Genomic DNA, 13681 nt, shown 5'->3' on the forward strand with positions numbered 1-13681 from the left:
AATGAAAATCAAAGAGCAAACTAGGAAACTAGCCGCAGGCTGCTCAAAGTACAGCTTTGAGGTTGTAGATGAAACTGACGAAGTCAGCTCAAAACATGTTTTTGAGGCTGTAGATGAAGCTGATGAAGTCAGTAACCATACGCACAGTAAGGCGACGTTGACGCGGTTTGAAGAGATTTTCGAAGAGTATAAGTTAAAATTAGAAAGTTTATTCAATAATAAAGGAGAAAAAACATGGTTAAATACGGTGTTGTTGGAACAGGGTATTTTGGAGCTGAATTGGCTCGCTATATGCAAAAGAATGATGGAGCAGAGATTACTCTTCTCTATGATCCAGATAATGCAGAGGCAATTGCAGAAGAATTAGGAGCAAAAGTAGCAAGTTCCCTAGATGAGTTGGTTTCTAGCGATGAAGTAGATTGTGTTATTGTCGCAACTCCAAATAATCTTCATAAGGAACCGGTTATTAAGGCTGCACAACATGGTAAAAATGTTTTCTGTGAAAAACCAATTGCGCTTTCTTATCAAGATTGTCGCGAGATGGTAGATGCATGTAAAGAAAACAATGTAACCTTTATGGCAGGACATATTATGAATTTCTTTAATGGTGTCCATCATGCAAAAGAACTCATAAATCAAGGAGTCATCGGAGACGTTCTATATTGTCACACAGCTCGTAATGGTTGGGAAGAACAACAACCGTCCGTATCATGGAAAAAAATTCGTGAAAAATCAGGTGGTCACTTGTATCACCACATCCATGAGTTGGATTGTGTTCAATTCCTTATGGGTGGCATGCCTGAAACTGTAACCATGACAGGTGGAAATGTAGCCCATGAAGGTGAACATTTCGGTGATGAAGATGATATGATTTTTGTCAATATGGAATTTTCTAATAAGCGTTTTGCCTTGTTAGAATGGGGTTCAGCTTATCGTTGGGGCGAACATTATGTTTTAATCCAAGGAACCAAAGGTGCTATCCGCTTAGACTTATTCAACTGTAAAGGAACTCTTAAGCTAGATGGACAAGAAAGTTATTTCTTGATTCATGAATCGCAAGAAGAAGATGATGATCGGACTCGTATCTATCATAGTACAGAAATGGATGGAGCAATTGCTTATGGTAAACCAGGTAAACGTACTCCATTATGGCTATCATCTGTCATTGATAAAGAGATGCGCTATCTGCATGAGATTATGCAAGGAGCTCCAGTATCAGAAGAATTTGCAAAACTTTTGACAGGAGAAGCTGCTCTCGAAGCAATTGCTACTGCAGATGCTTGTACCCAGTCTATGTTTGAAGATCGCAAAGTAAAATTGTCAGAAATTGTAAACTAAATTTTGGTATTCTCCTATTATAGGTCGACTTGCTCCTCTGAAAGTACTTTTAGAGGAGCTGTTTGACTTGGCTAGTTTTTGAAACTGAAATCTATTATACTACAAACTCTTGAAAGCGTTTTATTTTTAAGGTATAATAATCTCATAGAAACAAAGAAAAAGGAAAAGGAGGAAAGAGGATGCCACAGATTAGCAAAGAAGCCTTGATTGAGCAAATCAAAGATGGAATCATCGTTTCTTGTCAGGCTCTTCCTCATGAACCGCTTTATACAGAAGCGGGAGGGGTGATTCCCTTGCTGGTCAAAGCGGCTGAGCAAGGTGGAGCAGTCGGTATCCGAGCCAATAGTGTTCGCGATATCAAGGAAATCAAGGAAGTCACCAAACTTCCGATTATTGGGATAATCAAACGAGATTATCCGCCACAAGAACCCTTCATCACGGCTACCATGAAAGAAGTTGATGAATTGGCAGAACTGGACATTGAAGTGATTGCTCTGGATTGTACCAAGCGTGAACGCTACGATGGTTTGGAAATTCAAGAGTTCATTCGTCAGGTCAAGGAGAAATATCCTAATCAGCTCTTGATGGCGGACACCAGTACTTTTGAAGAAGGATTGGCAGCGGTTGAAGCAGGAATTGACTTTGTCGGAACAACCTTGTCAGGCTACACATCTTACAGTCCAAAAGTAGACGGTCCAGATTTTGAACTCATCAAAAAACTCTGCGATGCCGGTGTAGATGTCATTGCAGAAGGAAAAATTCATACACCAGAACAAGCCAAACAAATCCTTGAATATGGAGTGCGAGGCATCGTTGTTGGTGGCGCTATTACTAGACCAAAAGAGATTACAGAACGCTTTGTTGCTGGTCTCAAATAACACAATCTGAAAAAAGAGGAGAGTGGTGGATGAGTAGGATGAAATGAAATCGCATACAAGAAATAAAGAACTCATTATCCAAGTTGGATACGCTTATTACATAGGAGAATACAGATGAAATTTAGAAAATTAGCTTGTACAGTACTTGCGAGTGCTGCGATTCTTGGTCTTGCTGCTTGTGGCAATTCTGGCGGAAGTAAAGATGCTGGCAAATCAGGTGGTGACGGTGCCAAAACAGAAATCACTTGGTGGGCATTCCCAGTATTTACTCAAGAAAAAACTGGTGACGGTGTTGGAACTTATGAAAAATCAATCATCGAAGCGTTTGAAAAAGCCAATCCAGATGTAAAAGTGAAATTGGAAACCATCGACTTCAAGTCAGGTCCTGAAAAAATCACAACAGCCATCGAAGCAGGAACAGCTCCAGACGTACTCTTTGATGCACCAGGACGTATCATCCAATACGGTAAAAACGGTAAATTGGCTGAGTTGAACGACCTCTTCACAGATGAATTTGTTAAAGATGTCAACAACGAAAACATCGTACAAGCAAGTAAAGCTGGAGACAAGGCTTACATGTATCCAATTAGTTCTGCCCCATTCTACATGGCAATGAACAAGAAAATGCTAGAAGATGCTGGAGTAGCAAACCTCGTAAAAGAAGGTTGGACAACTGATGATTTTGAAAAAGTATTGAAAGCACTCAAAGACAAGGGTTACACACCAGGTTCATTGTTCAGTTCTGGTCAAGGGGGAGACCAAGGAACACGTGCCTTTATCTCTAACCTTTATAGCGGTTCTGTAACAGATGAAAAAGTTAGCAAATATACAACTGATGATCCTAAATTCGTCAAAGGTCTTGAAAAAGCAACTGGCTGGATTAAAGACAATTTGCTCAATAATGGTTCACAATTTGACGGTGGAGCAGATATCCAAAACTTTGCCAACGGTCAAACATCTTACACAATCCTTTGGGCACCAGCTCAAAATGGTATCCAAGCTAAACTTTTAGAAGCAAGTAAGGTAGAAGTGGTAGAAGTACCATTCCCATCAGACGAAGGTAAGCCAGCTCTTGAATACCTTGTAAACGGATTTGCAGTATTCAACAATAAAGACGACAAGAAAGTCGCTGCATCTAAGAAATTCATCCAATTTATCGCAGATGACAAAGAGTGGGGTCCAAAAGACGTTGTTCGTACAGGTGCCTTCCCAGTCCGTACTTCATTTGGCAAACTTTATGATGACAAACGTATGGAAACAATCAGCAGCTGGACTCAATACTACTCACCATACTACAACACTATTGATGGATTTGCTGAAATGAGAACACTTTGGTTCCCAATGTTGCAATCTGTATCAAATGGTGACGAAAAACCAGCGGACGCTTTGAAAGCCTTCACTGAAAAAGCGAACGAAACAATCAAAAAAGCTATGAAACAATAGTCCTTAGTTATTCTATAAAAAGTAGTTTTTTAAAGAACCTAAGAGTGTATACCCCCTTTTCCCTCTACACAGATAGTGTAAGAAAAGGGGGGCTTTTATTTGAAATGTAAGGAACTGTCACGAAATTAAAATGAAGTTCTTACATAAGCGAATCATAAAAAATTTCATTTTGATTTTAAAACAGTTCAAGAAAGTCAAAAAATTATTCTATTTGAAAGAGAGGTGCCGACTGTGAAAGTCAATAAAATTCGTATGCGGGAAACAGTGATTTCCTATGCTTTCCTAGCACCAGTATTATTCTTCTTTGTCATCTTTGTATTGGCTCCTATGATTATGGGATTCATTACAAGTTTCTTTAACTACTCTATGACTAGTTTTGAATTTGTGGGCTTAGATAACTATATCCGTATGTTTAAAGATCCTGTCTTTACAAAATCTCTGATTAACACAGTTATTTTGGTTATTGGATCAGTTCCTGTAGTTGTTCTCTTCTCGCTCTTTGTAGCGTCACAGACCTACCATCAAAATGCTATCGCTAGATCATTCTATCGTTTCGTATTCTTCCTTCCAGTTGTAACAGGTAGTGTTGCCGTAACGGTTGTATGGAAATGGATCTATGATCCACTATCAGGTATCTTGAACTTTGTGCTTAAATCAAGTCATATCATTACTCAAAACATTTCATGGCTTGGTGATAAGCACTGGGCATTGATGGCGATTATGATTATCCTCTTGACAACTTCAGTTGGTCAACCGATTATCCTCTACATCGCTGCCATGGGGAATATTGACAATTCACTGGTTGAAGCGGCGCGTGTTGATGGTGCAACTGAGTTTCAAGTTTTCTGGAAGATTAAATGGCCAAGCCTTCTTCCAACAACTCTTTATATTGCAATCATCACAACAATTAACTCATTCCAGTGTTTCGCTTTGATTCAGCTTTTGACATCTGGTGGTCCAAACTACTCAACAAGTACACTTATGTACTACCTTTACGAAAAAGCCTTCCAATTGACAGAATACGGCTATGCAAACACAATTGGTGTCTTCTTGGCAGTCATGATTGCGATCGTAAGCTTTGTTCAATTTAAAGTACTTGGAAACGACGTAGAATACTAAAGAAAGGAGACAGCTATGCAATCTACAGAAAAAAAACCATTAACAGCCTTTACTGTTATTTCAACAATCATTTTGCTCTTGTTGACTGTGCTGTTCATCTTTCCATTCTACTGGATTTTGACAGGGGCATTCAAATCACAACCTGATACAATCGTTATTCCTCCTCAGTGGTTCCCTAAAATGCCAACCATGGAAAACTTCCAACAACTCATGGTGCAGAACCCTGCCTTACAATGGATGTGGAACTCAGTATTTATCTCATTGGTAACCATGTTCTTAGTCTGTGCAACTTCATCTCTAGCAGGTTATGTATTGGCTAAAAAACGTTTCTATGGTCAACGTATCCTATTTGCCATCTTTATCGCTGCCATGGCGCTTCCAAAACAAGTTGTCCTTGTACCATTGGTACGTATCGTCAACTTCATGGGAATTCATGACACTCTTTGGGCAGTTATCTTGCCTTTGATTGGATGGCCATTTGGGGTTTTCCTTATGAAACAATTTAGTGAAAATATTCCAACAGAGTTGCTTGAATCAGCTAAAATCGACGGTTGTGGTGAGATTCGTACCTTCTGGAGCGTAGCCTTCCCAATTGTAAAACCAGGGTTTGCGGCTCTTGCAATCTTTACCTTCATCAATACTTGGAATGACTACTTCATGCAATTGGTTATGTTGACTTCACGTCAAAATTTGACCATCTCACTTGGGGTTGCGACCATGCAGGCTGAAATGGCAACCAACTATGGTTTGATCATGGCAGGTGCTGCTCTTGCTGCTGTTCCAATCGTAACAGTCTTCCTAGTCTTCCAAAAATCCTTCACACAGGGGATTACTATGGGAGCGGTCAAAGGATAAGAAACGATTTCTTTTACAGTATCAATTTGCTATTGCTAGCACTATCTAAAAGCCTCCGACAGTAAATGACACTGTTGGAGGTGTTAGTTTTAATCGCTTAATGACGATTTTTAAAGGAGAAAATAATGATTTTTGACGATTTGAAAAATATTAGCTTCTATAAAGGGATTCATCCCAATCTTGACAAGGCAATTGATTATCTTTATGAACATCGTAAAGATTCATTCGAGTTAGGAAAATATGATATTGATGGTGACAAGGTCTTTCTAGTTGTTCAAGAAAATGTCCTAAATAAAGCTGAAAATGATCAGTTTGAACATCACAAGAACTATGCAGACTTGCATTTGTTGGTAGAAGGGCATGAATATTCGAGCTACGGTTCACGTATCAAAGACGAGGCAGTAGTATTTGACGAAGCAAGTGATATTGGCTTTGTTCATTGTCATGAACACTACCCACTCTTGTTGGGTTATCACAATTTTGCGATTTTCTTCCCAGGAGAGCCACATCAACCAAATGGTTATGCAGGTATGGAAGATCAAGTTCGCAAGTATTTGTTTAAAATTTTAATTGATTAGAATGATAGATCGAGATAGCTGATGACTATCTTATACTCTTCGAAAATCAAATTCAAACCGCGTCAGCTTCGCCTTGCCGTACTTAAGTACAGCCTGCGGCTAGCTTCCTAGTTTGCTCTTTGATTTTCATTGAGTATTATTGAACACTTTTGAAAATTGAGTTTAAGAGTTGAATCTTATCAATTGATAAATCGGAATGATTTAGATAGTGATAGAAATGAAATGATAGGGGGAGCAAAGATGTCACAAAAAGGAAGAAGTCTCATCAAGGCTGCATTTGATACAGATAATTTTCTCATGCGAATTAGTGAGAAGGTTTTAGATATTGTAACAGTCAATCTTCTCTTTGTAGTAACTTGTTTGCCAATCGTAACGATTGGAGTGGCTAAAATCAGCCTCTACGAGACCATGTTCGAAGTTAAGAAGAGCAGACGTGTTCCAGTTTTTAGAACGTATCTAAGAGTTTTCAGGCAAAATCTGAAACTAGGTTTTCAGTTGGGAATGTTAGAATTAGGAATTGTGTTTCTTACACTTTCAGATCTCTATCTTTTCTGGGGTCAAACAGCTCTGCCCTTCCAATTGGTGAAAGCTATTTGTCTAGGCATTCTTATCTTCCTCACTATTGTGATGTTGGCTAGCTATCCTATCGCGGCACGTTATGACCTATCTTGGAAAGAAATTCTTCAAAAAGGATTGATGTTGGCTAGTTTTAATGCTCCTTGGTTTATCTTGATGATTGCAATTATCTTTTTGATTTTGATGATTCTATATCTATCAGCCTTTACCCTTCTATTGGGAGGATCAGCTTTTATTCTCTTTGGTTTTGGACTTCTTGCTTTTTTACAAGTGGGAGTGATGGAAAAGCTATTTGCTAAGTATGAGTAAGGGGTGCAATTATTTCTGAAACTACTTTCAAACGCTCCAAACGCTATTCTATAAGCGAGAAACTAAAATCTAAGTGTCTATAAGATATTGAAAGCCTTTTTGGTAAAGTGTATACTAAAGGAGTAAAGAAAGAATCTGCTTTAGCAGAAAATAAAAATAATAGGAGAAAATCTATGTCAGATTTGAAAAAATATGAAGGTGTCATTCCAGCCTTCTACGCATGTTATGATGATCAAGGAGAAGTAAGTCCAGAGCGTACACGTGCCTTGGTTCAATACTTCATTGATAAAGGTGTTCAAGGTCTTTATGTCAATGGTTCTTCTGGTGAATGTATCTACCAAAGCGTTGAAGATCGCAAGTTGATTTTGGAAGAAGTCATGGCAGTTGCTAAAGGTAAATTAACTATTATTGCTCACGTTGCTTGCAACAATACCAAAGACAGTATGGAACTGGCTCGCCACGCAGAAAGCTTGGGTGTAGATGCCATTGCAACAATTCCGCCGATTTATTTCCGCTTACCAGAATACTCAGTTGCTAAATATTGGAACGATATCAGTTCTGCGGCTCCAAACACAGACTATGTTATCTACAACATTCCTCAATTGGCAGGTGTTGCTTTGACTCCAAGCCTTTACACTGAAATGTTGAAAAATCCACGTGTTATCGGTGTTAAAAATTCTTCAATGCCAGTTCAAGATATCCAAACCTTTGTGAGCCTTGGTGGGGAAGACCATATCGTCTTTAACGGTCCAGATGAACAGTTCCTAGGTGGCCGTCTCATGGGTGCTAAGGCTGGTATCGGTGGTACTTATGGTGCGATGCCAGAACTCTTCTTGAAACTCAACCAATTGATTGCGGATAAAGACTTGGAAACAGCGCGTGAATTGCAATACGCTATCAATGAAATCATTGGCAAATTGACTGCTGCACATGGAAATATGTACGGTGTCATCAAAGAAGTTTTGAAGATCAATGAAGGCTTGAATATTGGTTCTGTACGTTCACCATTGACGCCAGTAACGGAAGAAGATCGTCCAGTTGTAGAAGCAGCTGCAGCCTTGATTCGTGAAACCAAGGAGCGCTTCCTCTAATCCATAAGGAGGTATTTATGACACACTACGTTGCAATTGATATTGGTGGAACAAATATCAAATATGGTTTGATTGACCAAGAAGGCCAACTTGTTGAATCGCATGAAATGCCAACAGAGGCGCATAAGGGTGGACCTCATATCTTACAAAAGACCAAAGGTATCGTAGCCAGCTATTTAGAAAAAGGCCCAGTAGCAGGTGTTGCCATTTCTTCTGCTGGGATGGTGGATCCTGACAAGGGTGAGATTTTCTATGCTGGGCCTCAAATCCCTAACTACGCAGGCACCCAGTTCAAAAAGGAAATCGAGACTAGCTTTGCTATTCCTTGTGAGATTGAAAATGATGTTAACTGTGCAGGTCTGGCTGAGGCAGTATCTGGTTCAGGCAAGGGAGCGAGTGTCACCCTTTGCTTAACTATTGGAACAGGTATCGGTGGTTGCTTGATTATGGATGGGAAGGTTTTCCATGGATTTAGCAATTCGGCCTGCGAAGTCGGGTATATGCATATGCAGGATGGGGCTTTCCAAGACTTGGCTTCTACAACAGCTTTAGTGAAATATGTAGCTGAAGCACATGGAGAAGAAGTTGACCAGTGGAATGGTCGACGCATCTTTAAGGAAGCCACTGAAGGAAACAAAATCTGCATGGCTGGTATTGACCGTATGGTAGACTATCTAGGAAAAGGTCTGGCAAATATTTGCTACGTTGCCAATCCAGAAGTGGTCATTCTCGGTGGCGGTATCATGGGGCAAGAAGCTATTCTCAAGCCTAAAATTCGAAAAGCTTTGAAAGATGCTTTGGTACCAAGTTTAGCAGAAAAAACACGATTAGAATTTGCCCATCATCAAAATACAGCAGGGATGTTGGGAGCTTATTATCATTTCAAGACAAAACAATCCTAGTTTGGAACTATAGAATTAAGCAAAACACTTAATCACTACTTGAGTGAAAACTGTTTTGCTTAATTCTTTTTTTGATGATGGAAAAACTGTCCAGTATATGAAAAGTGGTAGAAAGACAAAGATGAATTACAAAAAAGTACGATAGGAGCAGATTTCCTACCATCGAAAAATATATGAGAGGAGATTCCCTTTAAGATAGCCTTAGAAGACGGTGAGACGGTGCATGCTCTCCACTTTGTTTCTAAATACTAAAACCTAAACCAAGAAGAAAAGTGATATAATGAAATGTATGAGAAATTGACAAATTAGAATTTATCGGGGTATTAGTTATGAAATTTCATGAGTTTGGAGATAAAAATTTTCCGCATATATTATTGATACATGGTGGGGGTAATTCTTGGTGGAATTATCTTAGGCAAGCTTGTATGCTATCAGACGAGTACCATGTGATTTTACCAACTCTTGATGGACATGGAGAAGAATACCAAAGAGATTATATCTCAACTGAATATTCAGCACAGATAATAATGGATTATATAAAAGATAATTGTGGTGGGAAGTTGTTTGCATTAGGTGGTGTTTCTCTAGGAGGACAAATTGCGATGGAGTTATTATCATTAGATGATAATATAGCTCAGAAAGCAATAATAGATGGCAGTATTTGTATACCTCAGCCTAGATTGGCAAAAATTTGCATAATAATTGTAAAACTCTTTGGAAAACTTATGTTTAGCAAATCGGTAAGTAAAATGCAACTTAATCTAATGAAAAAAATATACCCTAAAATGGCATATCCAAAAGAAATAGAAAACTATTATATGGAAGATATGCCAAGACTTCCAATGAAGACACTAGTGACAATGTATAGAACATATATGGCGAAATATAGATTGAAAGATTCTATTGCAAAGAGCAAAGCACAGGTTTTATATATTTACGGTGAAAAAGAAATGGACTGTGTCAAGCAATCAGCAAAATTGTTTCAAAAAATGCATCCAGATTGTACTCTTTATGAATCTAAAGGTTACAATCATGGATATTTATCAACTTATTTACCTTTAGAGTGGATGGAACTGATTAGTCCATTTTTGAAAAATGGTGAACTGAAATCAGGTAAAGATATTTAAAAAATGCCAGTTTGTCGAAGTAAAACAATTAAATAAAATTAGAGAGAGGAAGTAAAAGCAAATAGCCGATACTTCCTTTTTATTGTCAAAAATTCAAAAACGGAAAGGGGAATTTATGGAAGGACTGAAAACACAGATAAAGAAGGCATTAGCGCAAGGAGAAAGATTGGAAGACCACCTATGAGCCTATTATCATTTCAAAACAAAACAAGAGTCTGGGACAAAAAGATTTTGATTTTAGGAATTCTTTATTATAAATCTTAAAAACCGATAGATTAGACAAAAAAGCGAACAAGACAGAATTCTGAGTGTCAGATAACTCGTTTTGTTCGCTTTTTATATTTAAGGTTAGACTTTTGTCCCAGACTCTTTTCTGACACGTTTTTGTCTACGATAGCCGTTGAGTTTTTTATTTTCCCAGTAGCTATTAAAGATTTTTTCCTTGCTTTCGCGATTGATTTCCAAAAAGTAGGCATAAATCAAATCGATAAAGAAGAGCATAGGAAGTTGAGCGGATATTCGTTGGATGTAGGAAGGTTGGCTGTGGGTGGCTACAAGAACAGTCTCTGTGTAGGTCTGGCTATCTTTACTGGGAACACTTGAAAAGAGTACAGTCTTTGCGCCCATCTCCTTGGCATCTAATAGACTATCTAAAATAGAGGGAGTTGTGCCAGAAAGTGAGAAACCAAGTACGAGACAATTTTCATCCATGATGCTGGTTGTCCAGGCAAAGCCGTCTTGGTCTGTCAAAGCTTCGCAGACCACACCCAGACGCATGAACCGCAATTTCATTTCACGGGCGACGAGGCCAGAACTCCCTGTTCCGAAGAAGTAGATACGCTCAGCATCTTCGATTAGCTGGGCAATTCGTTCTAGTTGGACTTCGTCAATCAAGTTTTGTGTTTGTTCCCTCATATTGCTATAACTTCTGAGGACTCGTTTGGTCAGTGGACTGTGCTTGGAGACTTGGTTGGCTTGATTTTCTGCCTCATGTTGGTATTGGAAAATAAATTCTCGGTAGCCAGTAAAGCCACACTTTTTAGCAAAGCGAGTTAGTGCAGCCTGAGAGATATGTAATTTTTGAGTGACCTGTTGAGAAGATAAATCATCTGCAATCGTTTCCGTTTGTAAAAAATAATGAGCGATTTCTTGCTCAAGGTCTGTCATTTCTTCAAAATGGAGGTCGATAAGACTGGTAATATCTGGTTTGTCCATAGGGAGGCTCCTTTACATGAGTCATACTGGAAGACTAGATTAGGGAATAGTCATACCTAATTATAACATATAATATAGGGATGGATAAATAAAAACGTATCTTGCCGTAAAAACGAAAAAAGCTTCTTACTTTTCCATAATTTTCTACTCAAATTGTGGTACAATTAAGAGTAAGATTTTAAGTTAGAAATGAGACTGATTTGTATGAGAAAATTTAACAGCCATTCGATTCCGATTCGGCTTAATTTATTGTTTTCAATTGTCATTTTGCTCTTTATGACCATTATTGGTCGTTTGTTGTATATGCAGGTTTTGAACAAGGATTTTTACGAAAAAAAGCTAGCCTCAGCTAGTCAGACCAAGGTCACAAGCAGTTCTGCCCGTGGGGAAATCTATGATGCTAGTGGAAAACCTTTGGTAGAAAATACGTTAAAACAGGTTGTTTCCTTTACGCGTAGCAATAAAATGACGGCTACAGACTTAAAAGAAATAGCTAAAAAGTTACTGACTTATGTGAGCATCAGTTCGCCAAATTTGACAGAACGCCAGCTGGCTGATTACTATTTGGCTGATCCTGAAATCTATAAAAAAACAGTGGAAGCTCTCCCAAGTGAGAAACGCTTGGATTCAGATGGCAATCGTCTATCCGAATCAGAACTGTATAACAATGCGGTCGATAGTGTCCAAACAAGTCAACTAAACTATACAGAGGATGAAAAGAAAGAAATCTATCTTTTTAGTCAGTTAAATGCCGTTGGAAACTTTGCGACAGGAACCATTGCGACAGATCCTCTAAATGATTCTCAGGTGGCTGTTATTGCCTCTATTTCAAAGGAGATGCCTGGCATTAGTATTTCTACTTCTTGGGATCGAAAGATTTTGGAAACTTCCCTTTCTTCTATAGTAGGGAGTGTATCCAGTGAAAAAGCCGGTCTCCCAGCGGAAGAAGCAGAAGCCTATCTTAAAAAAGGCTATTCTCTAAATGATCGGGTTGGAACCTCCTATTTGGAAAAGCAATATGAAGAGACCTTACAAGGGAAACGCTCGGTAAAAGAAATCCATCTGGATAAATATGGCAATATGGAAAGCGTGGACACAATTGAGGAAGGTAGTAAGGGAAACAATATCAAACTGACCATTGATTTGGCCTTCCAAGATAGCGTGGATGCTTTGCTGAAAAGTTATTTCAATTCCGAGCTAGGAAATGGTGGAGCCAAGTATTCTGAGGGTGTGTATGCAGTCGCCCTTAACCCCAAAACAGGTGCTGTTTTGTCTATGTCAGGACTCAAACATGACCTGAAAACGGGAGAGTTGACTCCTGATTCCTTGGGAACGGTAACCAATGTCTTTGTCCCAGGTTCGGTTGTTAAGGCCGCTACCATCAGCTCAGGTTGGGAAAATGGTGTTTTATCAGGAAACCAAACCTTAACAGATCAGCCTATTGTTTTCCAAGGTTCAGCTCCAATTTATTCTTGGTATAAATTGGCATATGGATCTTTTCCTATTACAGCTGTGGAAGCCTTGGAGTATTCATCCAATGCTTACATGGTTCAAACCGCTCTTGGAATCATGGGCCAGACCTATCAACCAAATATGTTTGTTGGAACCAGCAATTTGGAAACAGCTATGGGAAAACTTCGTGCGACCTTTGGCGAATATGGCTTGGGGGCTGCGACCGGAATTGACCTACCAGATGAATCTACTGGATTTGTTCCCAAAGAGTATAGCTTTGCTAATTACATCACCAATTCCTTTGGGCAGTTTGATAACTATACGCCCATGCAGTTGGCTCAGTATGTAGCAACTATTGCAAATGATGGTGTTCGTGTGGCTCCTCGTATTGTTGAAGGCATTTATGGTAATAATGATAAGGGAGGACTGGGTGACTTGATTCAGCAACTGCAACCGACAGAGATGAATAAGGTCAATATATCCGACTCCGATATGAGTATCTTGCACCAAGGATTTTACCAAGTATCGCATGGAACTAGTCCCCTTACGACAGGACGGGCGTTTTCAGATGGCGCCACTGTTTCTATCAGTGGTAAGACCGGTACAGGTGAAAGCTATGTAGCTGGTGGTCAAGAAGCTAATAATACCAATGCCGTGGCCTATGCTCCAACAGAAAATCCTCAAATTGCAGTTGCAGTAGTCTTTCCTCATAATACCAATTTAACCAAAAATGTTGGGCCAGCAATTGCTCGCGACATTATCAATTTATATAACCAACACCATCCAATGAATTAGAAA

The 13681-nt window shown here is 39.1% G+C and carries 13 protein-coding genes; 12 read left to right on the forward strand and 1 reads right to left on the reverse strand.

Annotated elements, in window-relative coordinates; translation table 11 throughout:
• The first annotated feature begins 1 nt into the window (after position 1).
• The 11 genes from HWX15_RS09965 to HWX15_RS06615 all read left to right on the forward strand — a co-directional run bounded on the left by HWX15_RS09965 (position 2) and on the right by HWX15_RS06615 (position 10216).
• Positions 2-367: a hypothetical protein gene (locus HWX15_RS09965; RefSeq protein WP_254867352.1), complete on the forward strand. Its 366-nt coding sequence runs from the start codon at positions 2-4 to the stop codon at positions 365-367.
• Positions 292-1338, forward strand: a complete 1047-nt coding sequence (locus tag HWX15_RS06570) for a Gfo/Idh/MocA family protein (protein WP_254867362.1) — start codon at positions 292-294, stop codon at positions 1336-1338. The genes HWX15_RS09965 and HWX15_RS06570 overlap by 76 nt, the downstream gene beginning before the upstream one ends.
• 179 nt (positions 1339-1517) lie before the next feature.
• Complete coding sequence (locus HWX15_RS06575) at positions 1518-2216, forward strand: N-acetylmannosamine-6-phosphate 2-epimerase (RefSeq protein ID WP_001135655.1); 699 nt, start codon at positions 1518-1520, stop codon at positions 2214-2216.
• Positions 2217-2330: 114 nt separating this feature from the next.
• Positions 2331-3659, forward strand: coding sequence for an ABC transporter substrate-binding protein (locus tag HWX15_RS06580; RefSeq protein WP_175880610.1), 1329 nt, complete (start codon positions 2331-2333; stop codon positions 3657-3659).
• Between the two features lie 252 nt (positions 3660-3911).
• Positions 3912-4778: a carbohydrate ABC transporter permease gene (locus HWX15_RS06585; protein ID WP_161800615.1), complete on the forward strand. Its 867-nt coding sequence runs from the start codon at positions 3912-3914 to the stop codon at positions 4776-4778.
• A 15-nt stretch (positions 4779-4793) separates the two neighbouring features.
• Complete coding sequence (locus HWX15_RS06590; RefSeq protein WP_001192008.1) at positions 4794-5633, forward strand: carbohydrate ABC transporter permease; 840 nt, start codon at positions 4794-4796, stop codon at positions 5631-5633.
• Positions 5634-5758: 125 nt separating this feature from the next.
• Positions 5759-6211, forward strand: a complete 453-nt coding sequence (locus tag HWX15_RS06595; protein ID WP_175880611.1) for a NanQ anomerase/TabA/YiaL family protein — start codon at positions 5759-5761, stop codon at positions 6209-6211.
• Between the two features lie 240 nt (positions 6212-6451).
• Entirely contained in the window at positions 6452-7096 is a 645-nt protein-coding gene (locus HWX15_RS06600) for a YesL family protein (RefSeq protein WP_173228769.1), read from the forward strand.
• A gap of 173 nt (positions 7097-7269) precedes the next feature.
• On the forward strand, positions 7270-8187 hold the full coding sequence (locus HWX15_RS06605) for a dihydrodipicolinate synthase family protein (protein WP_175880612.1): 918 nt from the start codon (positions 7270-7272) through the stop codon (positions 8185-8187).
• Positions 8188-8204: 17 nt separating this feature from the next.
• Positions 8205-9089, forward strand: a complete 885-nt coding sequence (locus HWX15_RS06610; protein ID WP_175880613.1) for an ROK family protein — start codon at positions 8205-8207, stop codon at positions 9087-9089.
• 329 nt (positions 9090-9418) lie between these two features.
• A complete protein-coding gene (locus tag HWX15_RS06615) occupies positions 9419-10216 on the forward strand; it encodes an alpha/beta fold hydrolase (protein ID WP_175880614.1) in 798 nt (265 codons plus the stop codon).
• 348 nt (positions 10217-10564) lie between these two features.
• On the opposite strand, the gene HWX15_RS06620 is transcribed toward HWX15_RS06615, so the two are convergent.
• Positions 10565-11431 carry a MurR/RpiR family transcriptional regulator gene (locus HWX15_RS06620; protein ID WP_175880615.1) on the reverse strand — a complete coding sequence of 289 codons (867 nt, stop codon included), beginning with the start codon at positions 11429-11431 and terminating at the stop codon, positions 10565-10567.
• A gap of 189 nt (positions 11432-11620) precedes the next feature.
• Here HWX15_RS06620 and pbp2b point away from each other — a divergent pair, with 189 nt between their 5' ends.
• Complete coding sequence (gene pbp2b, locus HWX15_RS06625; RefSeq protein WP_175880616.1) at positions 11621-13678, forward strand: penicillin-binding protein 2B; 2058 nt, start codon at positions 11621-11623, stop codon at positions 13676-13678.
• The last annotated feature ends 3 nt before the right edge of the window (positions 13679-13681 follow it).

It is taken from the genome of Streptococcus thalassemiae, assembly GCF_903645285.1.
Classification (GTDB): domain Bacteria; phylum Bacillota; class Bacilli; order Lactobacillales; family Streptococcaceae; genus Streptococcus; species Streptococcus thalassemiae.